This window comes from Allobosea sp. 01N443 (assembly GCF_056399325.1).
Window position 1 is genome coordinate 1 of the sequence record NZ_JBFTRC010000056.1, and the last position, 23,195, is coordinate 23,195.

Sequence of the window (23,195 nt, forward strand, 5' to 3'; positions counted from 1 at the left end):
GCACGATATCGGCAGACAGCGTCTTGGCCTCACCGCCGGCGGCGGGCTCGACCGTGACGGTCGCGCCCTTCTTGCCCGTCTCGACCTTGGTGACCTTGGAACCCAGGTGGAATTCGAAGCCCTGCTTCTGCAGGATGCGCTGGAATTGCTTGGCGATCTCGTCATCCATGCCGGGCAGGATGCGGTCGAGATATTCKACCACGGTGACCTTGGCGCCGAGACGGCTCCAGACCGAACCGATTTCGAGACCGATTACGCCGGCGCCCACCACCAGCAGCYCCTTCGGCACGGACGCAAGCTCGAGTGCGCCGGTCGAGGTCACCACGGTCTTCTCGTCGATCTCGACGCCCGGCAGGCCGGCCGCTTCCGAACCCGTCGCAATGACGATGTTCTTGGTCTCGAGGACCTGGCTCTTGCCGTCCGCACCCGTGACCTCGACTTTCCCCGCGCCGGGGATGCTCGCGGTGCCCTGGAAGGCCTCGATCTTGTTCTTCTTCAGCAGGAAGGCGACGCCATTGACGTTCGCGTCGATCGTCTCCTGCTTGTGGACCAACATCTGCTTGAGATCGAGCTTGGGCGTGCCGACGCTGATGCCGAGACTCGGGAAGGTGTGGCCGGCCTCTTCGAACATTTCCGACGCGTGCAGCAAGGCCTTGGACGGGATGCAGCCGACATTCAGGCAGGTGCCGCCATGAGTCTTGCGCTTCTCCACCACGGCGACCTTGAGGCCGAGCTGAGCGGCGCGGATGGCACAGACATAGCCCCCGGGGCCAGTACCGATGACGACGAGATCGTAGGACATGACTTCCTTCCGTTGAGCAGGCAATGCGCGCCGACACTCGCGGCGCKGCGTCTTACCGGCCGCAATACATCGCTTTGACGCAGTCCGCCATGCCCGCAATAGATGTCGACATTGCGAGCGCGATTGCTATCATTTCCGTTGATTGAGCGTATAATTCGCAACAATACCAAGAAGCACATTTCGCGTTCCCGCCTTGCGACGGCTCAAGGGAAGATAGCGCCATGTGGAATCAGGTCTACGACCCATTCGGAAACAGCGCCCTGTCGACGCTCGCCGCAGCGCTTCCGGTCCTTGTATTGTTAGGATTGATCGCATCAAATACCGTCAAAGCACATATTGCAGCGATCATTGCTCTTATTGTCGCCAATCTTGTGGCGATATTTATATTCACGATGCCCGCCGGAATGTCGGCCCGCGCTACGGCGCTCGGAGCGGTGACTGGATTCTTCCCAATAGGCTGGATTGTCCTAAATGTGATCTTTCTCTACCGGCTTACGGTCGAGAAAGGCGCCTTCGAAACCTTGCAGACCACGATCGGCGGAGTGACCAGCGACCGACGGATTCAGCTCCTGCTGATTGCCTTCGCCTTCGGAGCCTTCTTCGAGGGCGCTTCGGGCTTCGGCACCCCGGTCGCGGTGACCGGCGCGATTCTGATCGGGCTCGGCTTTTCCCCCTTGGCAGCATCTGGGCTCTCKCTCATCGCCAATACGGCGCCGGTCGCCTTTGGTGCTCTTGGAACACCGATCCAGGGGCTCAGCCAGGTCACCGGAATTGATCCGTTCCTGCTTGGAGCCATGGTCGGCCGACAATTGCCGTTCTTCTCGTTGCTCGTGCCGTTCTGGCTGATCTGGGTCTTCGCCGGCCGGCGTGGCATGCTGCAGATCTGGCCGGCCATATTGGTCACCGGCGTCTCTTTTGCGGTGCCGCAGTTCCTCATCTCGAACTTCATCAATCCCTGGATCGTCGATATCGGCGCCTCGCTGATCTCGATGGCTTGCCTGATCGGCTTCCTGCAGATCTGGAAGCCCCGCGAGATCTGGGCCTCACCGGCCCTGCGCGGCCATGACGTCTCCGCCGAGGGGCGAATCATACCGGCTGTATCCACGGAGCGATCCGCACCTGCGCAGGTCTGGATGGCCCTGGCGCCCTGGATCATCGTTTGCGCGATCCTGCTGATCTGGGGCACGGACTGGTTCAAGACCAGTGTGAATTCCTGGGCCGTGTGGAGCTATCCGGTGCCGGATCTCCATAACCAGATCGCCAAGGTGGCGCCGGTTGCGCCACGTCCGACACCGGAGGCCGCCGTGTTCTCGTTCACCTGGCTCTCCTATACCGGCTCGGGCATGTTGATCGCAGCGATCATTTCCGGCTTCGTCATGGGATTCACGCCTGGTCGCATGATCATGACCTATGTCCGGACGATCAGGCTCTGCGCCTATTCTCTGATCACCATTTCGGCCATGCTGGCGATTGGTACCCTGACCAGGCTCTCAGGCATCGATGCCACCCTCGGGCTCGCCTTTGCCGGAACCGGGGTGCTCTATCCCTTCTTCGGCACCCTGCTCGGCTGGCTCGGCGTGGCGCTGACGGGCTCGGACACCGCCTCGAACGTGCTGTTCGGCAATCTGCAGAAGGTCACCTCAGAACAGCTCGGCCTTTCGCCGATCCTGATGGGGGCGGCGAACTCGTCCGGCGGTGTCATGGGCAAGATGATCGATGCCCAGTCGATCGTCGTCGCCTCCACGGCGACAAACTGGTTCGGGCACGAGGGCACGATCCTGCGCTTCGTCTTCTGGYATTCGATCGCGCTAGCCTGCCTCGTCGGCGGCCTCGTGATGCTGCAGGCCTATGTCCACCCCTTCTCGGCGATGGTCGTGCACTGAAGCAATGGCGCGATCGGGCTTAGGCTTCAGCCCGGCGCCAGCGGCGCGTTGAAGGCCCAGACATGGCCGAAGGGATCGGTCAGGCGGCCGTAACGCGCGCCCCAGAACACATCGCCCGCCGGCATGAAGGTGATTGCGCCCGCAGCTTCCGCCCGGGCCATTGCCGCGTCGACATCGCTCGGGCTCGGCAGATTGACGTTGAGCGCGATGCTGGCGCCGCCATGTGCATGCGGCGAAGCGACAGGCCCCCCGAATTCCGGGAACTCGTCATGCAGCAGGATTTCGCTGCCGAACAGCGCAAGATTGGCGTGCAACACCCGCACGCCATCCTGCGCCATCTGCTTGAAGGTGCACTCGGCGCCGAAAGCCTTCTCGTAGAAGGCGATCGCCTGGAGGCCGCCCTTGACGCAAAGATGCGCCTGGAGCGAGGGAGGATTGGGGCCAAAAGCCATCGCGAACTCCTTCCCTATCCCTGATCCCAGCGCGAGACCGCAAGACAAGCCGAGTGGTCGCGCAGCCGGATCAGGCCCTTGAAATGGGAACCAAGCTCGCACCCGGCGATGGCCGCCTGAGCGACGTGCCGGGCACGGGCACGGTTCCCGCAGTCCTATGCGAACTCAGAGGTCCAGGACGAGACGTGCCGGGTCCTCAAGAGCTTCCTTGATGCGAACGAGGAAGGTCACAGCCTCCTTGCCGTCGATGATGCGGTGATCGTAGCTGACCGCCAGATACATCATCGGGCGCACGACGATCTGGCCGCCGACCACCATTGGGCGCTCCTGGATCTTGTGCATGCCGAGGATAGCCGACTGCGGCGCGTTCAGGATCGGCGTCGACATCAGCGAGCCATAGACGCCGCCATTCGAGATCGTGAAGGTGCCGCCCTGCATGTCCTCGATCTTGAGCGCGCCATCGCGCGCCTTCTTGCCGAGCACACCGATTTCCTTCTCGACACCGGCAATCGAGAGCTGGTCGGCATCGCGAACCACCGGCACGACGAGGCCCTTGTCGGTGCCGACCGCGACCGCGATATGGTAGTAGTTCTTGTAGACGATATCGGTGCCGTCGATCTCGGCATTGACCGAGGGGATTTCCTTCAGGGCCTGCACGCAGGCCTTCACGAAGAAGCCCATGAAGCCGAGCTTCACGCCGTGCTTCTTCTCGAACACGTCCTTGTACTGGTTGCGCAGCGCCATCACAGCCGACATGTCCACCTCGTTGAAGGTGGTGAGCATGGCGGCAGTGTTCTGCGCCTCCTTGAGGCGGCGCGCGATGGTCTGGCGCAGCTTCGTCATCTTGACGCGCTCTTCGCGCGAAGCGTCATCGGGAGCCGACGGGGCGCGGACCTGGACCGGAGCTGCGGGCGCGGCCGCAGCCACTGAACCCGTCGCGATGGCAGCCAGCATGTCGCCCTTGGTGACGCGACCGTCCTTGCCAGACGCCGCGACATTCGCCGGATTGACGCCGCTCTCGGCGGCGAGGCGCGCGACGGCCGGGCCGGAATCGGCAGCCTTGGTCGCCGGCGCAGCAGCAGCGGCCGGAGCAGCGGCAGGCTTCGCAGCCTCGGCAGCCGCGACAGGCTTTGCCGGAGCTGCAGCCACGCCGTCACCGGCCGAGATCGAGCCGAGCAGGGCGTTGACGCCGACCGTTTCGCCTTCCTTGGCGACGATCTCGCCGAGGACGCCGGCAGCCGGGGCGTTCACCTCGAGCGTGACCTTGTCGGTCTCGAGCTCGACCAGGGGCTCGTCGGCCTTCACAGCCTCGCCCGGCTTCTTGAACCATTTGCCGATCGTCGCCTCCGAGACGGATTCGCCGAGTGTGGGTACGCGGATTTCGGTCGCCATATCAGGCCTCTTGTTCGTGTCTTTGTCTGGCGTCTTCGGACAGGGTCAGGCCGCGAAGGCCTCGTCCATGAACGCTGCGAGCTGGGCGGTATGCTTCGACATCAGGCCGGTCGCTGTCGCGGCCGAGGCCGGGCGTCCGACATAACGCGGGCGCTTCGGCTTCGAGCCGGCATGGCCCAGCACCCATTCGAGATAGGGCTCGACGAAGGTCCAGGAGCCCATGTTCTTCGGCTCCTCCTGGCACCAGACCACATCGGCGGCCTTGAAGCGCGCCAACTCCTGCGCCAGCGTCTTCAGCGGGAACGGATAGAGCTGCTCGACGCGCATCAGGTAGACGTCGTCGATGCCGCGCTTCTCGCGCTCGTCGAGCAGGTCGAAATAGACCTTGCCGGAGCACAGCACGACCCGGCGGATCTTGCCATCCTTGACCAGCTTCGTCTCGGACCGGCCGCGCTCGGCATCATCATGCAGCACGCGGTGGAAGGTCGAGCCCTCGGCCAGCTCCGACAGGTCGGAGATGCAGCGCTTGTGGCGCAGCAGCGATTTCGGCGTCATCAGGATCAGCGGCTTGCGGAAGTCGCGCTTCAGCTGCCGGCGCAGGATGTGGAAATAGCTCGCAGGGGTCGAGCAGTTCGCGACCTGCATGTTGTCCTCGGCGCACATCTGCAGGAAGCGCTCGAGGCGGGCCGAGGAATGCTCCGGCCCCTGGCCCTCATAGCCATGCGGCAGCAGGCAGACGAGGCCCGACATGCGCAGCCACTTGCGCTCACCCGACGAGATGAACTGGTCGAACACGACTTGCGCGCCATTGGCGAAATCGCCGAACTGCGCTTCCCAGGCAGTCAGGGCGTTGGGCTCCGACAGCGAGTAGCCGTATTCGAAGCCGAGCACCGCCTCTTCCGAGAGCATCGAGTTGATGACCTCGTAGCGTGACTGGCCTTCGCGGATGTTGTTCAGCGACGTATGGCGGGCCTCAGTCTCCTGGTCGATCAGCACCGAGTGGCGCTGCGAGAAGGTGCCGCGTTCGCAATCCTGGCCGGAGAGACGCACGGGGTGGCCGTCGAGCAGCAGCGAGCCGAAGGCGAGCGCCTCGGCCGTCGCCCAATCGATGCCCTGCCCGGCCTCGACCGCCTTGCGGCGATTGTCGAGGAAGCGCTGGATCGTGCGATGGACGTTGAAGCCGGGCGGCGTCGAGGTGATCTTCTCGGTGATCTCCTTCAGCACCGCGGCCGGAACGCCGGTCGCGCCGCGGCGCGGGTCGTCCTCGTCGGCGCGGATCGCCTTCATGCCGGCCCAGCGCCCGTCCAGCCAGTCGGCCTTGTTGGGCTTGAAGGTCTGGCCGGCGTCGAACTCGATCTCGAGCTTGCCTTTCCAGGCCGCCCTCATCTCGTCGAACTCGCCCGGCTGCACCACGCCTTCGGCTTCCAGCTTGGTGGCGTAGAGCTCCAGCGTGGTCTTGTGGCCGCGGATCTTGCGATACATCAGCGGCTGGGTGAAGCCCGGCTCGTCGCCTTCGTTATGGCCGAAGCGGCGATAGCAGAACATGTCGATGACGACCGGCTTGTGGAATTTCTGCCGGAACTCGATCGCGATCTTGGCGGCGAACACGACCGCTTCGGGGTCGTCGCCGTTCACATGGAAGACCGGCGCCTCGACCATCTTCGCCACGTCGGACGGATAGGGCGAGGACCGCGAATAGCGCGGATAGGTGGTGAAGCCGATCTGGTTGTTGATGATGAAATGCACCGAGCCGCCGGTGCGATGGCCCTTCAGTCCGGACAGCCCGAGGCACTCGGCCACGACACCCTGGCCGGCGAAGGCGGCATCGCCATGCAGCAGCAGCGGCAGCACCTTGGAGCGCTCGACGATATCGCCGAACTGGTCCTGCTTGGCGCGGACCTTGCCGAGCACCACGGGATCGACGATCTCGAGATGCGACGGGTTGGCGGTCAGCGAGAGATGGACGTTGTTGCCGTCGAACTCACGGTCGGACGAGGCACCGAGATGGTACTTCACGTCGCCCGAGCCCTCGACATCGTCGGGAGCGAAGGAGCCGCCCTTGAACTCGTGGAACAGCGCGCGGTGCGGCTTACCGAGCACCTGGGTCAGCACGTTGAGGCGGCCGCGATGGGCCATGCCGAAGACGATGTCGCGCACGCCGAGCGCGCCGCCGCGCTTGATGATCTGCTCCAGCGCCGGGATCAGCGCCTCGGCGCCATCAAGGCCGAAGCGCTTGGTGCCGGTATATTTCAGGTCGATGAACTTCTCGAAGCCCTCGGCCTCGACCAGCTTGTTGAGGATCGCCTTCTTGCCTTCGCGGGTGAAGGCGATCTCCTTGTCCGGCCCCTCGATCCGCTCCTGCAGCCATGCCTTCTGCTCCGGATCGGAGATGTGCATGAACTCGATGCCGATCGTGTTGCAATAGGTCCGCTGCAGGATCGCGACCATCTCGCGAAGCGTGGCGAACTCCATGCCGAGCACGTTGTCGATGAAGATCTTGCGGTCGAGATCGGCGTCGGTGAAGCCGAAAGTGGCCGGCGACAGCTCCTCGGGATCCCTCGCCTGCTCAATGTCGAGCGGATCAAGCTTGGCGTGGAGATGGCCGCGCATCCGGTAGGCGCGGATGAGCATGATGGCGCGCACGGAATCCCGCGTCGCCTGCTGCACGTCCGACGCGCTGAGCGTCGCGCCGGCAGCCTTGGCCTTGGCGCTGAGCTTGTCGCCGATGACCTTCTCGACCACGCCCCAATGGCCATCGAGCGCCGAGATGAGCTCGCCGTTGGCATGGATCGGCCAGTTCGGCTTCGTCCAGGACGCACCCTTGGCGTTCTGGATAATGGCCGGGCCATCATCCTTCAGCCCGGCGAAGAACCCGCGCCACTGCTCGTCGACCGAATTCGGATCGGCCTGATAGCGCGCATAGAGGTCCTCGATATAGGCCGCGTTGCCGCCATAGAGGAAACCCGTCTGCGCGAGAGCCTCGTTGATGTCCTGGCGAGCCATTGTCGTCCTGCCTTCTACCGTCGTCCTGCCCCGTTCCCGGAGCGTCTCATGCCGTCATTGCGTCTTAAGTAAGATGGCCGGGCTGGCCCGGCCATCTCGTCGCGTGGGCGTTCAGCCCTTCAACACGTCGACCAAGGTCTTTCCGAGGCGAGCCGGCGAAGGCGAGACCCGGATACCGGCCGCTTCCATCGCGGCGATCTTGTCTTCCGCGCCGCCCTTGCCGCCGGAGATGATCGCGCCGGCATGGCCCATGCGGCGGCCGGGAGGAGCCGTGCGGCCGGCGATGAAGCCGACCATCGGCTTCTTGCGGCCGCGCTTGGCCTCGTCCTTGATGAACTGCGCGGCGTCCTCTTCCGCCGAGCCGCCGATCTCGCCGATCATGACGATCGACTCGGTCTTGGGGTCGGCCAGGAACATCTCGAGCATGTCGATGAACTCGGTGCCCTTGACCGGGTCGCCGCCGATGCCGACGGCCGTGGTCTGGCCGAGACCCTCGCGGGTGGTCTGGAATACGGCCTCATAGGTCAGCGTGCCGGAGCGCGAGACGATGCCGACCGAGCCGGGCTTGAAGATATTGGCCGGCATGATGCCGATCTTGCTCTGGCCGGCGGTGACGACGCCCGGGCAATTCGGCCCGATCAGGCGCGACTTCGAGCCGGAGAGCGAACGCTTGACCCGCACCATGTCGAGCACCGGGATGCCTTCGGTGATGCAAATGATCAGCGGAATCTCGGCGTCGATCGCCTCGCAGATCGCGTCGGCCGCGCCCGGAGGCGGCACATAGACGACGGAGGCATCGGCCCCGGTCGCGTCGCGCGCCTCGGCGACGGTGTCGAAGACCGGCAGGCCGAGATGCAGCGCACCGCCCTTACCGGGCGAGGTGCCGCCGACCATCTGCGTGCCATAGGCGATCGCCTGCTCGGAGTGGAAGGTGCCGTTCTTGCCGGTGAAGCCCTGGCAGATGACCTTGGTGTTCTTGTCGATCAGGATGGACATTGTTTTTCCTCAAGCCTTCTTGACCGCAGCGACGATCTTCTGTGCCGCATCGTCGAGGTCGTCCGCCGGGATGACATTGAGGCCGGAGGTCCGGATGATCTCCTTGCCTTCCTCGACATTCGTGCCCTCGAGGCGCACCACCAGCGGGACCTGGAGGCCGACCGCCTTCACGGCGGCGATGACGCCGCGCGCGATGACGTCGCACTTCATGATGCCGCCGAAGATGTTGACCAGGATGCCCTTCACCTGCGGGTCGGCGGTGATGATCTTGAAGGCTGCAGTGACCTTCTCTTCCGAGGCGCCGCCGCCGACATCGAGGAAGTTCGCCGGCTCCTCGCCGTAGAGCTTGATGATGTCGAGCGTCGCCATGGCGAGGCCCGCGCCGTTGACCATGCAGCCGATCGTGCCGTCGAGCGCGATATAGGCGAGGTCATACTTGGACGCCTCGATCTCCTTGGCATCCTCTTCCGTCTCGTCGCGCAGCGTCATCACCTCGGGGTGACGATAGAGCGAGTTGGAATCGAACGAGACCTTGGCGTCGAGGCACTTGAGCTGGCCCTGCGTCGTCACGATCAGCGGGTTGATCTMGAGCATCGCCATGTCCTTGCCGACGAAGGCGGCATAGATCTGGGCGATGACCTTCTCGGCCTGCTTGGCGAGGTCGCCGGTGAGACCCAGCGCCTTGGCAACGGTGCGGCCGTGATGCGGCATGATGCCGGTCGCGGGATCGACCGAGAAGGTCAGGATCTTCTCGGGCGTGTCATGGGCGACAGCCTCGATGTCCATGCCGCCTTCGGTCGAAACCACGAAGGCAACGCGCGAGGTCTCGCGGTCGACCAGGGCCGAAAGGTAGAATTCCTTCTCGATGTCCGAGCCGTCCTCGATATAGAGGCGGTTGACCTGCTTGCCGGCCGGGCCGGTCTGGGCCGTCACGAGCGTGTTGCCGAGCATTTCCTTGGCATGGGACTCGACCTCTTCGATCGACTTGGCGAGACGCACGCCCCCCTTCGCATCGGCCGGCAGTTCCTTGAACTTGCCCTTGCCGCGACCACCCGCATGGATCTGGCTCTTCACGACATAGAGCGGGCCCGGGAGCTTCTTGGCGGCCTCGACGGCTTCCGCCACCGTAAGGGCCGGGAAGCCGGCGGAGACGGGCGCGCCGTACTCCTTGAGGACCGCCTTGCCTTGATATTCGTGGATGTTCATGTGCTCGAATTCCTTGCGTGCGCTGGCGAGGGCGAATGGAAGGGCGCGCAGCAGTGAGACTGCCGCACGCCCTTCGCTCTATCTCACGCCAATGACGAATCGATGGACTTGCAGGCGTCGATCAGGCCCTGCACCGAAGCCACCGACTTCGAGAGCATTTCCTGCTCCGCCTTGTTGAGACGGATCTTCACGACCTTCTCGACGCCCTTGGCGCCGATGACCACGGGAACGCCGACGAACATGTCGCGCACGCCGTACTGGCCCTTCAACGCGGCAGCCGCCGGCAGGACGCGCTTCTGGTCCTTGAGGTAGCTCTCGGCCATCGCGATGGCCGAGGCCGCCGGAGCGTAGAAGGCCGAGCCGGTCTTGAGCAGGTTGACGATCTCGCCGCCGCCCTTGCGGGTGCGCTCGACGATGGCGTCCAGACGCTCCTGCGTCGTCCACTTCATCTTGACGAGATCGGGCAGCGGGATGCCGGCGACGCCGGAATAGCGCACCAGCGGCACCATGTCGTCGCCATGGCCGCCGAGCACGAAGGCCGAGACGTCCTTGACCGAGACCTGGAACTCTTCAGCCAGGAAATGGCGGAAACGGGCCGAGTCGAGCACGCCGGCCATGCCGCAGATCATGTTGGGCTTCAGGCCCGAGAACTTCTGCAGGGCCCAGACCATCGCGTCGAGCGGGTTGGTGATGCAGATCACGAAGGCCTTCGGCGCATATTGCTTGATGCCCTCGCCGACCGACTTCATCACCTTGAGGTTGATGCCGATCAGGTCGTCGCGGCTCATGCCGGGCTTGCGCGGCACGCCGGCGGTGACGATGACGACATCGGCGCCCTTGATGTCCTCATAGGACTGGGTGCCCTTGTAGCCGGCGTCGAAGCCGTCGACCGGGGATGACTCGGCAATGTCGAGGCCTTTGCCCTGCGGGATGCCTTCGGCGATGTCGAACAGCACGACGTCGCCGAGTTCCTTGAGCCCGGCGAGATGGGCGAGCGTGCCGCCGATCTGGCCGGCGCCGATGAGGGCGATCTTCTTGCGGGCCATAGCCTAGTCCTTGTGCTTGCGCTGCGAGATGCCGGAGACCCGGCGAAACCGTGGGTTTCTTTGGCCCAAACAGGCCTTTTGCTGCAAGTCGTCTTATGGCGATCACGGTCGGGCTGGAGCGCACGCGCCCTGGAAAACAGCCTTCACCTTTCTCGCCGTCAAATCAATGTCTTGCGCAATGCACGCCTCGCGCGAGGCAGGAATAAGGCGGGCAAATTTCCGATTACAAATTACAAAAAATGTAATTTGTAGCCAGAATTTTCAGACGATGCCCGTCGCCAGCACGCGCAGGATGACCCTGATCAGCGTCGCCAACCGAAGGTCTACCGAAGCCTGCGGCACATCCGCGTCGAGCGCCAGCGCAGCAGGGTGAATGAAGCGATGCGTGGCATCGATGACGAAGGCGATCGCCCTGTCGCGATCGCGCGGTTCGAAGGCGCCCGAGCCGATGCCCTCGTCGATGACCCGCTCGAACAGCGCCCTCACCCGGGTGCGGTTGCGACGGCTGATCGCATGACGCCCGGCGACAGCCTGCGACAACGCGGCGAACAGATGCCGGTCCTCCAGCAGCAGGTCGCGATTGGCCTTGGCCAGAGCCAGGATCAGCCGCTCCAGCTTGTCATGGGCGGGGTCTGGTCCGTCGGCGATGTCGGCGAGGCTGCGCTCCGTCGCCTTGAGCCAGACATCGACCACGGCGTCGACGAGCGCAGCCCGCGACGGGAAATAGCGATAGACATTGGCATGCGTCATGCCGGCTTCTTCGGCGACCGCCACGACGGTGAAGCGCTTCAGCCCGTGCAGGCGCAGATGCTCGCTGGCGACGGTGAGGATGCGGGTTTCGCTCGGCTCGCGCGTCGGCATGCGGCGACGCTTCTCAAGTCTCGACCAGGCCGGTCGTGTCGCCGCTGGCGGCGGAATCGACACGGCCATGCGGCAAGGCCAGGTAATCGCCGGAGCGCATCTCGATCAGCCGCGAGACCGTACGGTCGAACTCGAACGCCTCGCGACCGCTCGTGGCGATGTAGAGTTCGTGCGGCTCGGCCTGCGCCGAAGCGATCAGCTTCACATGGAGCTCATAGAGCGTGTCGATCAGGATGATGAAGCGCTTCGCCTCGTTGCGCTGCGTCTCGTCCATCACCGGAATGTCTTCGATCATCAGCGTATGGAAGCGCTCCGCCAGCTCGAGATAATCCGAGGCGCCATAGGCCTCGGCGCAGAGATCCCTGAAACCGGCGCGCGCGACGCCCCCGGCCGCTTCCGGCACGCGCAGCTCATGCCCCTTGACCGACAGGACGAGCGGCCGCCCATGGGCGACCCCGCTCAGAGTCAGAAAAGCCTTGTCGAGCGCGGCCCTGGCCGTTGCATCGGCAGGCACATGATAGGTCGGTGCGCCGCCAAGCTTCTCCAGCCGGAAGTCGGTGCGGGCATCGAGACGCAGCACATCGACCTTCTCGGTCAGCAATGCGATGAAGGGCAGGAACAGCGCTCGGTTGAGCCCGCCCTCATAGAGACGCGACGGCTCGACATTCGAGGTTGCGACCACCACCACGCCGGCCGCGAAGAGCGCCGTGAACAAGCGCCCCAGAATCATTGCATCGGCGATATCGGTGACGGTGAATTCGTCGAAGCAGAGCAGCGTTGCCTCTTCGGCGAGTTCGGCTGCGACGGGACCGATCGGGTCGGGCTCCTTGACCTCGCCCGCCTTCAGGCGCTGGCGGTAGGCGTGGATGCGCGCATGGACATCGKCCAGGAAGGAATGGAAATGCACGCGCCTGCGGGCCATAACCGGCGCCGAGTCGTAGAACATGTCCATCAGCATGGTCTTGCCGCGGCCAACCGAACCCCAGATGTAGAGGCCCTTGATGCCATTGGCCGACGCCTGCCGCTTGCCGAACAGCCAGCCGAGCGCACTGCTCTTTCTGGCCAGTTGGCGTGAGGCGAGTGTCTCCGACAGCGCCTCGAGCCGCTTCACCACGGCGAATTGCGCCGCATCGCGCTCGATGACGCCGGCCTCGACCATGGCGACATAGCGTTCGGAGATGGTGGCGGGCATGGCCTGCGGGCGGGACAGCATCGGCTGCCCGGGTTAAGCCAGGCTCGATGCAACCGCAAGCCTGCTGGCTGATGCACGCTTAGGCATGGGCCGCAGATCGGGGCAGATTGGGCGAAATATCCGCGCTCCCGCCCAAATTTGCCACAGCTTCGCCTCTTGCATTCCCAGATTGGCGGCGCATCTTCCGACCCGAGCTCTAGGGACGAACGCCTCCTGGACGGTAGCGCGACATGGCGCTGTGACAGGAGAAGACAATTGGCTCGTTCGACAAAGGCCGGCGCAATGTCCGGCCAGGGTGAAATTCGCCGGCTCTGGCCTGCGGAACGCACCCTCTTCATCGATCATCTGCTGCGCTTGGACGTGCTTACGCGTCGCGAGCGCTTTGGCACGGCCGTCAACGACGATTTTCTCGTCAATTACGCTGAGACCACCTTCGGCGTCGGCGGGCTGGTCTATGCCTATATCGAGGACGGAAAGGTCCGCGGCGCGGCCGAACTGCGCGGCCTGGAAGACATCGTCACCCAGACGGGCGAAGCCGCGTTCAGCGTCGAGAAGGCCTGGCGCCGGCAAGGCATCGGCGAAGCGCTGTTCACGCGGCTGATCACGGCCTCGCGCAATCGCGGCATTCGCACGCTCTACATGACCTGCCTGCCCGAGAACGCTGCCATGCGCCGGCTGGCGCGCAAGTTCGAGGCCGAGCTGATTGGCGGCTACAACGATGTCGAGGGGACGATCGCCACCGGCGGGCCGACGCCTTTCACCGTCCTCGACGAAGCCTTCGACAATGCCAAGGGCTTTGCCACTCTGGCGCTGTCGCTGCAGCGCCGGTTCTGGCGCCCGGCCTTTTTCGCGAGATCGTCGTCGCGCCCATGAGGCGCGACGAGCAGGCCCGCCTCAGCGGTTGAGCGAGAGGGCGGCGCCGGATTTGGTGACAGCGCCGTTCATGCTGCCGCTGTCCCCGGCACGCAAACGCGCGACTACCGTGCCGCCCGGCTGGTAGAGATAGACCTCGCCGTCGCGATAGTCCCAGGCATTGACCTTCTGCAGGTCACGATTGGCGCAGCCTGCCGCATTGGCGCGGTAGAGATCGAGAGCCGGCGTGCTCGACAGCTGGATCCGGCAGGAACTGCCCGTCGCCTCGCGCGCGGTCCAGCTCCCGATGACGCTGTCACGCGAAGATCCCGCGCTGCGGGCGGGGGCGGCGCCCTGGCCCAGCGTCGCGACCTGGCCGCTGCCGCCTCTGAGTTGCGGAATCTCGGTTGCCCCGGCGACAGGCGGCGCGCTCTGCGGTTGCGGCCGTCCTGCATTGGGATCGAAGAACGGATCCTGCGGCGCCGGCAGGGCTCCCGGCGACGAAGGCGCGGAGGCGGCCGGATATCCGCCCGGCGGCGGCAAGGGCTGCGACGTCACGGGAGCAGAGCTGATCGGCGGAGCCGATTGCAGCTGAGGCTGGCCGTAGCCCGGCCCACCGGAAAAGCCGGGTCCCGGCCCGTTGAAACGCTGCGATCCCGCGCAGGCCGTGAGCGCAAGGAAGGGCAGCAGGCAGGCGGCCTTGAAGAAGCGATGTCGTGTCGCGGTCACGGTCGTCATGCGGTGCCTATTCCCGTCTCGTTGGCTCAGCTGATTCGCAAGCCTAGGCCTGCGCAATGAACGTGGCATGAGCACCTCAATCCCCCAAATACCGGAACTGATCAACTCCGCCACGGGGCATTTGGTTCTTGGGTGCCCGGCGCGGCATAGTCCGGCAGCTTTGGAGAACCAGCATGAAGCCGCTCAACCCGCCCTCGATCCGCCCGCCCTTCGCCCGCTATAGTCATGGAGCCGAACTGCCCGGCGGGCAGCGCCTCGTCTTCTGCTCCGGGCAGCTCGGCATCACGGCCGATGGCGGCATTCCCGAAGATGCACGGGCTCAGGCCGATCTCTGCTTCGCCAACATCGCCAAGATCCTCGGCGAAGCCGGCATGACGCTCGCCGATATCGTGCGGATCAATGCCTATGTCACCGACCGGGCGTATATGAAGCCTTATATGGAATCGCGTGACGCCCATGTCGGCACGCCGCCTCCGGCCTCGACCCTGATGATCGTCTCCGGCTTCACGCTGCCCGAGTTCAAGGTCGAGATCGAGGTCGTGGCCGCAGCAGCCTGATCCGAGCGATCAGGCCTCGGCGCGCCACGGATAGCTCCAGGTCTCCGTCAGCGTCTTGTCGCCGCTCTTCAGGAAGGCACGCATCTCTGCGAGTTGCCCGGGCTCGACGACGATGTCGATGAAGGCGCGGAAACCTTCGGTCTTCGGGTTGGGCACGATAAAGGCGCGGTTGATCCGGCCGTAGGCGATCGAAGGCACGATCTCGACCTTCTCCGGCTGCTTCAGGTGATAGTCGAGATCGCCGCCGGCGAAATCGACGATGAAGCGGCGCGCGCCATCGGTGACGGGCTCGCCCGAGCCGAGCGCCTTCGGCTTCGCCTGGTAGGTGTTGATCACGCGGCCGCCGGGGTGGAGGTCGCTGGAGTCGAGCAGCGCGGTCAGCTTGTAGCCGAAGCGGAACTCGCGGCCGGCCTCCAGCGCGGCCTTGGGCGCCCAGAGCGCGACGATATTGTCGTTGGTCTCGTCGCCGGTCGGCAGTTCGATCAGCTCGACCACGCCCTCGCCCCAGTCGCCCTGAGGCTCGATCCAGTAGGACGGCCTGAGCTCGTAGCTGAGATCGAGATCCTGATAATGCTCGAAGACACGGTCGCGCTGCATCAGTCCGAAGCCGCGCACATTGCTTTCGACGAAGGAGGAAACCGCCTGCTGTCGCGGATTGCGCAAGGGCCGCCAGATCCATTCGCCGGTGCGCGAGTGCACCATCAGGCCGTCGGAATCATGCAGCTCGGTCCGGAAATCGTCATGGAAGCGCCGGTCGTTCTCACCGGTGAAGAACATCGAGGTCAGCGGCGCGAGGCCGAGCTTTTCGATCGTCTTGCGCGGGAACAGCGCGACGCTGATATCGACCACGCTGTCGACATCCGGATAGATATGGAACTGGTAGGCGCCCGATACCGAGGCTGAATCGAGAAGCGCATAGACCGTGACGCGCTCGGCGCCCGCGCTCGGTGCCTCCACCCAGAACTCGCGGAAGACAGGGAACTCCTCGCCTCCGGGCACGCCGGCACCGATGGCCAGGCCGCGCGCCGAAAGCCCGTAACGCTGCTCGCGGCCGAGCACCCGGAAATAGCTGGCGCCGATGAAGGAGATCAGCTCGTCGAAAATGCGCGGATCGTTGAGCGGATAATGCAGGCGGAAGCCGGCAAAGCCGAGATTGACCGGCAGCGGCTTCTCGAACTTGATCCGGCCATAGTCGAACAGGTTCGACGAATAAGGCACCGGTGTCGGTACGCCGTCGCGCACGATGTTCACGGTCACCGGGCGCGTGAACAGGAAGCCGGGATGGAACATCTGCATCCGGAAACCCGAACCGGTCGGCGCCAGCAGCGCCCGCTCGGGGCGGAAGCGGATATCGCGCCAGGCGTCGAAATCGAGACGCGACAACGGTTCCGGCAGAGTCGGACCAGGCTCATAGGGCGCGGCCGCGATCTCGCGAGCCCGGCGCACCACGTCCTCGAAGCCGAAGCGCGGCTGCGGTGGGGTCGGGGCCGGAGCCGGCTGCGTCTCCGGCTGCTGCGCGAGCAGCGCGGCGGGCGCCACGGAAAAGCTCAAGGCGGCGGAAAGGCCGGCCAGGATCTGGCGGCGATTGGATACGGTCATGATTCGAGGAAGCCCCGTCGCGTTTGCGCCCGAAGGCGCATCTCGCCAACGACTTAGGCGATGAAATGGGGCCGGTCTAGGGCGCAGCGGCGGCGCATCTCCGGCACGCACGATGTTGACAGCCGATCGCCCTGTTTTCTACGTTTCGCCCCGGGCCGGATGCAGCCCGCCGCTCGCGCCCTCCCAGGGCATGGTGAATGCATCCCGCTTCCGTCCCGATCCCGATCGATCCGGTGGACGCTTCCAGCAATGCGAGCCCTGGCCGCTTCGTCCACCATCGAGAAGGATTGTGACCATGCGCACCTATCGCGATGCGAAACTGATGGCCAAGGCCCTGCGCGAAGCCGTGGCTCCGCAGACCGCGCTTTCACATGCCCAGGCGCTCGAAATCGTCGCCCGGCAGTTCGGCTATGACGACTGGAACATCCTCGCGGCGAAAATCGGCGAGGCAGAAGCCCGCCCGGCCGCCGGCACCGACCAGACAGGCGTGACCCTGAATATGGGTATCCCGATCCTGCGGATCTTCGACCTGGAGAAAGCCAAGGAGTTCTATCTCGGCTTCCTCGGCTTCAGCATGGATTGGGACCACCGCTACGGACCTGAATTCCCGATCTACATGCAGGTTTCACGCTCGGGCCTGCAACTTCACCTCTCCGAGCATCATGGCGACGCCAGCCCAGGGTCGACCGTCTTCGTCTGGATGCAGGGCGTGGACGCCTATCGCGCCGAACTGATCGGCAAGCGCTATCCCTTCTCGAAACCCGGTATCCAGGAAAATGGCCCGGGCGGTCGCACGCTGGAGGTGCCGGACCCATTTGGGAACCGCATCCGCTTTTGCGAGAAGCGGGTCTAGATTGAGGCTCGATCAGCCTCGATACCTGCGGTTGCGCGCCCGTCGACCAGCCCGGCGCGCTTCTGCCTCGCGCGTTCGGCGAAAAAACCGAACCCCGAGGTCAAAAAGAACTTGTAGAGGGGGGCCGCAGTTCGTATATGCGGCTTACCCAATTCGCACGTGCCTGTGGCCGCGTGCTGGTCGGTGGGCATTCGGACAAGAGGCCGGACAGCCGCCAGGGATGGGAAACGGATGGAGGGGGATGGATATCCCCTCAAATCACGCTCCCGGTTCTCGCAAGAGAGCCGCTCCCGAACAGCGACCAGCAGCCGGAGGCGAAACCGGCAAACCCCGAATCTCCACGGGGGACGCAGCTTAAAGCAACGACGGAGCGGGCTTTTTTGGTCTCGTTGGCTTTCCACAGGTCAACACCGAAGAGGCTTGTCCTTCATTGCCGGCCGTGCGGGGGGTCCCCAATCGACGGTGTTTCGGGTCCGGACGTTTCGTCCGCTGTTCTCGGCGTCTCCATCGCGCCGTGACCTGCGAACGACTCACCCGGCGATACGTCGTATCGGCGCCGCTTGCGCCGTAGGGGAGTCGCGCCGATGACCGAGCGCATCCGTGAATTTCTGCGCAACCGCCGTGAAGACGGTCCCTGCGTCGTCATCGATCTCGATGTCGTGCGCGAGAATTATCGTGCCTTCTCCCGGGCCCTTCCCGACACGCGCGTCTTCTACGCCGTGAAGGCGAACCCGGCACCGGAGGTGCTTGCCCTGCTGGCCAAGCTCGGCTCCTGCTTCGATTGTGCCTCGGTCGTCGAGATCGAGCTCGCTCTCGCGGCCGGCGCCACCGCTGACCGCATCTCCTATGGCAACACGATCAAGAAGGAGCGCGACGTCGCGCGCGCCATGGAGCTCGGCGTGCGCTTGTTCGCCGTCGATTGCGTAGCCGAGGTCGACAAGATCGCCCGTTCCGCCGCCCTCACCGCGGTCAAGGACGCGCGCATTTTCTGCCGCATCCTCTGCGACGGCGCCGGCGCCGACTGGCCGCTCTCGCGCAAGTTCGGCTGCGTGCCCGAAATGGCCGCGGACGTGCTTGAGCATGGCCATCGTCTTGGCCTGGGCGCCTATGGCATCTCGTTCCATGTCGGCTCGCAGCAGGCGAATGTGAACGCCTGGGATTCCGCTCTGGCCTCGGCCTCGGCGGTGTTCAAGGAATGCGCCACCCGTGGCATGTCGCTGTCGATGGTCAATCTCGGCGGTGGCTTCCCGGCGCGCTACCTGCGTCCGATCCCGGGCGTTCCGGCCTATGGCGATGCGATCTTCCGGGCGCTGTCGAAGCATTTCGGCAACCAGCTCCCGGAGACGATCATCGAGCCGGGCCGCGGCATGGTCGGCGAAGCCGGCATGATCGAGGCCGAGGTCGTGCTTGTCTCGAAGAAGAGCGAGGACGATCAGGTTCGCTGGGTCTATCTCGACATCGGYAAGTTCAGCGGTCTCGCCGAGACCATGGACGAGGCGATCCGCTATCCGATCCGCACCCCGCGCGACGGTGACGCGACCGTGCCGAGCGTCCTGGCCGGCCCGACCTGCGACTCGGTCGACGTCATGTACGAGAAGACCCCGTACATGCTGCCGTTCAGCCTGGAGATCGGCGATCGGGTGCTGATCGAGGGCACCGGTGCTTATACGACGACCTATTCGGCCGTCGCCTTCAACGGCTTCCCGCCGCTGAAGCAATACGTCATCTGACGTTCTGGCTCCGGCACCTGCCGGAGCCGCCCCCCAAATCATTCTGTTTGGCCGCGTTCGCGCGCGGCGCCGGGAAGGTCTGCGCTCTTGCGCAGGCGCTCCGGCCGGAGGTGCGTCATGATCACGATCCGCGAGGAAACCGCGTTCGACATCCAGGCCCGTGAGGCCCTGCTCGACCGTTGCTTCGGCGAGCGCCGTTTCGCCAAGACCAGYGAACGCCTGCGTGAAGGCCGGATGCCGGCCGCCGGGCTGGCGCTTGTCGCGGAGCGCGACGGCGCAGTCGTGGCAACCGTCAGGCTCTGGAACATCGATGCCGGCGGCCATGATGCGCTGCTGCTCGGGCCGCTCGCCGTCTCCCCGGATCTGCACGGCGAAGGGCTCGGCAAGACGATGATGCGCGAGGCGATCTGGCGCGCCGCCTGCCATGGCCACGGYGCTGTGCTGCTGGTCGGCGATGCGCCCTATTACGCTCGGTTTGGCTTCTCGGCCGAGCCGATGCGCGATCTTGCCATGCCCGGCCCCGTCGAGCGCGAGCGCTTCCTCGGCCTCGAACTGCGCCCCGGCGCGCTCGCGGGCGCCGCCGGCGTCCTGTCCGCAACGGGGCGCCTGATCGAGCCCCTGCCTGCCGCGGCGCTCGCAGCCTGATCGCGAGCGTCACCGCGGCGTCATCCGCACCGGGTTGTCTTCAGCGTCGTCGGGGTCGGAATCGACCCTGGCGGCGCAAAAATGGCGTTCCGGATTGACGAGCGCGGCCGCTCTCCATACGAGCCCGCGAAAGATTTACCCCCGTTCCACCCCAACCAAGGAAACATCATGACTCATTGGCCCGTCCACGGCACCATCACCGGACCGATCGTAATGATCGGGTTCGGCTCCATCGGACGCGGAACACTGCCGTTGATCGAGCGGCATTTCGAATACGACCGCAGCCGCTTCGTCGTCATCGACCCGCATGACACCAACCGTGCCCTCCTCGACGAGCGCGGCATCCGCTTCATCCAGGAAGCGGTGACCCCCGAGAACTACAAGAGCCTGCTGCAGCCCCTTCTCACCGAAGGCGGTGGCCAGGGCTTCTGCGTCAACCTGTCGGTCGACACCGGCTCGCTCGACATCATGCAATTCTGCTCCGAGCTTGGCGCACTCTATATCGACACCGTCAACGAGCCTTGGCTCGGCTTCTATTTCGACCACAGCAAGGGTCCCGAGGCCCGCTCGAACTATGCGCTGCGCGAAGCCACCATGGCTGCCAAGCGCGCGCGTCCGGCCGGCACCACCACGGCAGTCTCCTGCTGCGGCGCCAATCCCGGCATGGTCTCATGGTTCGTCAAGCAGGGCCTGCTCAACGTCGCGGCCGATCTCGGCCTCCAGACCCCCGAACCGAAGAACCGCGCCGAATGGGGCGCCCTGATGCAGCAGGTTGGCGTCAAGGGTATCCATATCGCCGAGCGCGACACCCAGCGTGCCAAGCATCCCAAGCCGCGCGATGTCTTCGTCAACACCTGGTCGGTCGAGGGTTTCGTCTCGGAAGGCCAGCAGCCGGCGGAGCTCGGCTGGGGCACGCATGAGCGCTGGATGCCAGAGAACGGTCGCACGCATGAGGCTGGCTGCCAGTCGGCGATCTATCTGCTCCAGGCCGGGGCCGAGACGCGCGTGCGGAGCTGGTGCCCGACGCCCGGCCCGCAATACGGCTTCCTGGTGACGCATAACGAGGCGATCTCGCTCTCCGATTACTTCACGGTGCGCAACGAGGCCGGCAACCCGACCTATCGGCCGACCTGCCACTATGCTTATCACCCCGCCAATGACGCCGTGCTTTCGTTGCATGAGATGTTCGGTAGCGCCGGCAAGGTGCAGGAGAAGCAGCACATCCTCGAGGAGAGCGAAATCGTCGATGGCATCGACGAACTCGGCGTACTGCTCTATGGCCACGGCAAGAATGCCTACTGGTTCGGCTCGCAACTCTCCGTGGAAGAGACCCGCCGGATTGCGCCTTATCAGAACGCCACGGGCCTCCAGGTGACCTCCGCCGTGCTTGCCGGCATGGTCTGGGCCCTGGAGAACCCGAAGGCCGGCATCGTCGAATCCGATGAGCTCGATTTCCGTCGCTGCCTGGAAGTGCAGTTGCCCTATCTCGGCCCGGTGGTCGGGACCTATACCGACTGGACGCCGCTGCAGGGCCGCCCGGGCTTCTTCCCGGAGGATATCGACACCAGCGATCCCTGGCAGTTCCGGAACATTCTGGTCCGCTGACGCCTACCATCCTCGGGAAGCCTCGCACCGGCCCGAGGGTCTCCGGACCCCGTTGCACCGCCTGAAGCAAGGCAGCACGCACCAAACAGAAAGGCCCGCCGATCCGGCGGGCCTTTCTCGTCTCTGCCCGGACGGCTCAGAAGCCCGGCGTCGAAAACGTGTTCCGGAACGGGTTCACACCGGCGCCGATGCGCGGCGGCAAGGTGCTATCGCCGTAAAGCTCAGCGACATTCGAATAGACCGGGGGTGAGATGAGCTGCTGAGTGGCGTATCGGTTCAGCGAGCCGACCGGCACGACATTGCCGGGATCGAGATAGCTGCGCTTCTGCACGATCACGCGCAACGGCTTGCGCTGYTGCTGCGCCTCGGCCACCGAAGCGACCGCGGTCAACGCCACGAGCGAAATGCCGAGACCGGCGGCGAGACGCTTGAAGGAATTCATGGCGAGGGTCTCCTGAGGCGATGACCAAGGGGAAGTAAAGCGGCGATTGATAGCGCCAAATCTATCCCGCCGCGGTTAACGCTTTTACTGCCCCATAGCTCTGAGATAACGCTCGGGCAGCCGATTTCAACGGCCGTCCCCTCACCTTTTCGCGGCCGCCTGGTGGCTCGGCAGCGTGCCTTCGGCGTCGAGCGATGACGTCTTGCGACCGGCCGCGGATGGGCGCGGCGGTGAGCAGGCGCCGCCGCGGTTACGTTCAGCTGCGGCAAAGAGGCTACGCAGCACTTGATCCTCGCCGGCGCTGAGCAGGGCAAGCCCATCGACCAGGCAGGCCAGTTGCTGACGATCGACCGGGCGCGCCGCCCCACCGCACCACCAGCCGCTCAGTCGCAGCGGCGTGTCGCCGCCCCGGTGGCGGAAGCCKATGCAGGCGCGTTCATTCGCACCATCGCTCAGGGTCACATCCGTAGCTTCGACAGAGCCGAATTTGGTGGTGAGCCCTGTCGGCGCACCGCTGCGCTGCACGGACATGCCGCGCGCAGCGGCCTCGCGCACCAGCGCGATGATGAAGGGCTGCGTCAGATGATCGTCGCCATGGTCAACGACGAGGCGCAGGAGCAGATGCGGCTTTGCCTCGGTGAACGCCCCAAAGCTCAACACATCCTCACGCTTCGCGCCGTCCTGGCTCCGGCTCGCCTCATAGGCCATGGCCTGGCGCTCCAATTCCGGAGAGTCGAGGCCAAACATCGCGATCGGCCGCGCGATCCTGGTCCAGTCTTCATGTTGGGCGCCGAGCAGGCGCGGCTCCTGGCGAACGTCCCGAACGGACCGGATCTCCGCAGCCGGTTGCCCGGCAAGGCTGGCGACCTGCATCTCGCCGCCATCGCCCGAAAGGCCCGTGACGAGCGCAGCCGCCATCCCGATACCGGCAACGGCTGCCAGGCCGCGCCAGGCCAGACCGCCGGTCAGGCCCAGGCCACGATGGCGGACGGCAGCGCGCAGCCAGCGGAGGATTGTCCGCATCGCTGCCTCGACATGGTCCATCACGCTGATCAAGGCGCCAATCGGATCGGGACCGCCGAGCTTGCCCTTCACGCTGCCCGCCACAGGCAAGGCACGATGTGCGGCCGCCGAGCCGAGCTCCCGGCAGCTCGAGCCGAGCCGGCGAAAGCCATTGACCAGTAACGCTGCGAACTCACGCGACACGACAAGACCCCGCTCGTTGCCTGCGCCTCCGCGCCAGCAGCCTGTCCTCACCCGCCGGCGACGCTGAGGGCATCCGGGTCAGTATCGGGTTACCGGCGGCCTGCGAACCGCGATTGTAGTGAATCGCTGGTTAGG

General features: G+C 65.1%; 20 protein-coding genes. 7 read left to right on the forward strand and 13 right to left on the reverse strand.

Annotation, left to right across the window (positions count from 1 at the left end):
• Window positions 1-802 (reverse strand): dihydrolipoyl dehydrogenase family protein (locus AC1DRP_RS15730; RefSeq protein WP_476768943.1); only part of this gene is annotated, 802 nt, incomplete at its 3' end.
• Between the two features lie 221 nt (window positions 803-1,023).
• Between AC1DRP_RS15730 and AC1DRP_RS15735 the strand changes: the two genes are divergently transcribed.
• Window positions 1,024-2,685 (forward strand): L-lactate permease, encoded by a 1,662-nt coding sequence (locus AC1DRP_RS15735; RefSeq protein WP_476768944.1) that lies wholly within the window; start codon window positions 1,024-1,026, stop codon window positions 2,683-2,685.
• A gap of 26 nt (window positions 2,686-2,711) precedes the next feature.
• Here the strand turns inward: AC1DRP_RS15735 and AC1DRP_RS15740 are convergent, their stop codons facing one another.
• The 8 genes from AC1DRP_RS15740 to zapE all read right to left on the reverse strand — a co-directional run bounded on the left by AC1DRP_RS15740 (window position 2,712) and on the right by zapE (window position 12,854).
• Complete coding sequence (locus AC1DRP_RS15740) at window positions 2,712-3,137, reverse strand: VOC family protein (protein ID WP_441505793.1); 426 nt, start codon at window positions 3,135-3,137, stop codon at window positions 2,712-2,714.
• A gap of 165 nt (window positions 3,138-3,302) precedes the next feature.
• Entirely contained in the window at window positions 3,303-4,529 is a 1,227-nt protein-coding gene (gene odhB, locus AC1DRP_RS15745; RefSeq protein ID WP_441505794.1) for a 2-oxoglutarate dehydrogenase complex dihydrolipoyllysine-residue succinyltransferase, read from the reverse strand.
• A gap of 45 nt (window positions 4,530-4,574) precedes the next feature.
• Entirely contained in the window at window positions 4,575-7,532 is a 2,958-nt protein-coding gene (locus tag AC1DRP_RS15750) for a 2-oxoglutarate dehydrogenase E1 component (RefSeq protein ID WP_441492437.1), read from the reverse strand.
• A gap of 111 nt (window positions 7,533-7,643) precedes the next feature.
• Window positions 7,644-8,528, reverse strand: coding sequence for a succinate--CoA ligase subunit alpha (gene sucD / locus AC1DRP_RS15755; protein ID WP_069878765.1), 885 nt, complete (start codon window positions 8,526-8,528; stop codon window positions 7,644-7,646).
• Window positions 8,529-8,537: 9 nt separating this feature from the next.
• Window positions 8,538-9,734 carry an ADP-forming succinate--CoA ligase subunit beta gene (gene sucC, locus AC1DRP_RS15760; RefSeq protein WP_476768945.1) on the reverse strand — a complete coding sequence of 399 codons (1,197 nt, stop codon included), beginning with the start codon at window positions 9,732-9,734 and terminating at the stop codon, window positions 8,538-8,540.
• Between the two features lie 83 nt (window positions 9,735-9,817).
• Complete coding sequence (mdh, locus tag AC1DRP_RS15765) at window positions 9,818-10,780, reverse strand: malate dehydrogenase (protein ID WP_043241858.1); 963 nt, start codon at window positions 10,778-10,780, stop codon at window positions 9,818-9,820.
• 261 nt (window positions 10,781-11,041) lie between these two features.
• Window positions 11,042-11,641, reverse strand: a complete 600-nt coding sequence (locus tag AC1DRP_RS15770; protein ID WP_441492435.1) for a TetR/AcrR family transcriptional regulator — start codon at window positions 11,639-11,641, stop codon at window positions 11,042-11,044.
• Window positions 11,642-11,654: 13 nt separating this feature from the next.
• Window positions 11,655-12,854 (reverse strand): cell division protein ZapE, encoded by a 1,200-nt coding sequence (zapE, locus tag AC1DRP_RS15775; RefSeq protein ID WP_476768946.1) that lies wholly within the window; start codon window positions 12,852-12,854, stop codon window positions 11,655-11,657.
• 234 nt (window positions 12,855-13,088) lie between these two features.
• Between zapE and AC1DRP_RS15780 the strand changes: the two genes are divergently transcribed.
• Complete coding sequence (locus tag AC1DRP_RS15780; protein ID WP_441492433.1) at window positions 13,089-13,706, forward strand: GNAT family N-acetyltransferase; 618 nt, start codon at window positions 13,089-13,091, stop codon at window positions 13,704-13,706.
• A gap of 21 nt (window positions 13,707-13,727) precedes the next feature.
• On the opposite strand, the gene AC1DRP_RS15785 is transcribed toward AC1DRP_RS15780, so the two are convergent.
• The gene (locus tag AC1DRP_RS15785; protein ID WP_441505796.1) at window positions 13,728-14,423 is read right to left on the reverse strand and encodes an AprI/Inh family metalloprotease inhibitor; all 696 of its coding nucleotides are present in this window, start codon (window positions 14,421-14,423) and stop codon (window positions 13,728-13,730) included.
• 173 nt (window positions 14,424-14,596) lie between these two features.
• Here AC1DRP_RS15785 and AC1DRP_RS15790 point away from each other — a divergent pair, with 173 nt between their 5' ends.
• The gene (locus tag AC1DRP_RS15790; RefSeq protein ID WP_441505797.1) at window positions 14,597-14,980 is read left to right on the forward strand and encodes a RidA family protein; all 384 of its coding nucleotides are present in this window, start codon (window positions 14,597-14,599) and stop codon (window positions 14,978-14,980) included.
• A 9-nt stretch (window positions 14,981-14,989) separates the two neighbouring features.
• On the opposite strand, the gene AC1DRP_RS15795 is transcribed toward AC1DRP_RS15790, so the two are convergent.
• A complete protein-coding gene (locus AC1DRP_RS15795) occupies window positions 14,990-16,579 on the reverse strand; it encodes an OpgD/OpgG family glucan biosynthesis protein (protein ID WP_441505798.1) in 1,590 nt (529 codons plus the stop codon).
• Between the two features lie 295 nt (window positions 16,580-16,874).
• On the opposite strand from AC1DRP_RS15795, the gene AC1DRP_RS15800 reads away from it, so the two are divergent.
• From AC1DRP_RS15800 to AC1DRP_RS15815, 4 genes are all read left to right on the forward strand, one after another.
• The gene (locus AC1DRP_RS15800) at window positions 16,875-17,432 is read left to right on the forward strand and encodes a glyoxalase superfamily protein (protein ID WP_441505799.1); all 558 of its coding nucleotides are present in this window, start codon (window positions 16,875-16,877) and stop codon (window positions 17,430-17,432) included.
• 584 nt (window positions 17,433-18,016) lie between these two features.
• Window positions 18,017-19,162, forward strand: coding sequence for a type III PLP-dependent enzyme (locus tag AC1DRP_RS15805; RefSeq protein WP_069878757.1), 1,146 nt, complete (start codon window positions 18,017-18,019; stop codon window positions 19,160-19,162).
• A 117-nt stretch (window positions 19,163-19,279) separates the two neighbouring features.
• Window positions 19,280-19,807, forward strand: coding sequence for a GNAT family N-acetyltransferase (locus AC1DRP_RS15810; protein WP_441492428.1), 528 nt, complete (start codon window positions 19,280-19,282; stop codon window positions 19,805-19,807).
• 168 nt (window positions 19,808-19,975) lie between these two features.
• Complete coding sequence (locus AC1DRP_RS15815; protein WP_476768947.1) at window positions 19,976-21,412, forward strand: homospermidine synthase; 1,437 nt, start codon at window positions 19,976-19,978, stop codon at window positions 21,410-21,412.
• A gap of 136 nt (window positions 21,413-21,548) precedes the next feature.
• Here AC1DRP_RS15815 and AC1DRP_RS15820 read toward each other — a convergent pair whose 3' ends face one another.
• A complete protein-coding gene (locus AC1DRP_RS15820) occupies window positions 21,549-21,854 on the reverse strand; it encodes a hypothetical protein (RefSeq protein ID WP_441492426.1) in 306 nt (101 codons plus the stop codon).
• A gap of 141 nt (window positions 21,855-21,995) precedes the next feature.
• Window positions 21,996-23,060, reverse strand: a complete 1,065-nt coding sequence (locus AC1DRP_RS15825; RefSeq protein WP_476768948.1) for a hypothetical protein — start codon at window positions 23,058-23,060, stop codon at window positions 21,996-21,998.
• Window positions 23,061-23,195: the final 135 nt, after the last annotated feature.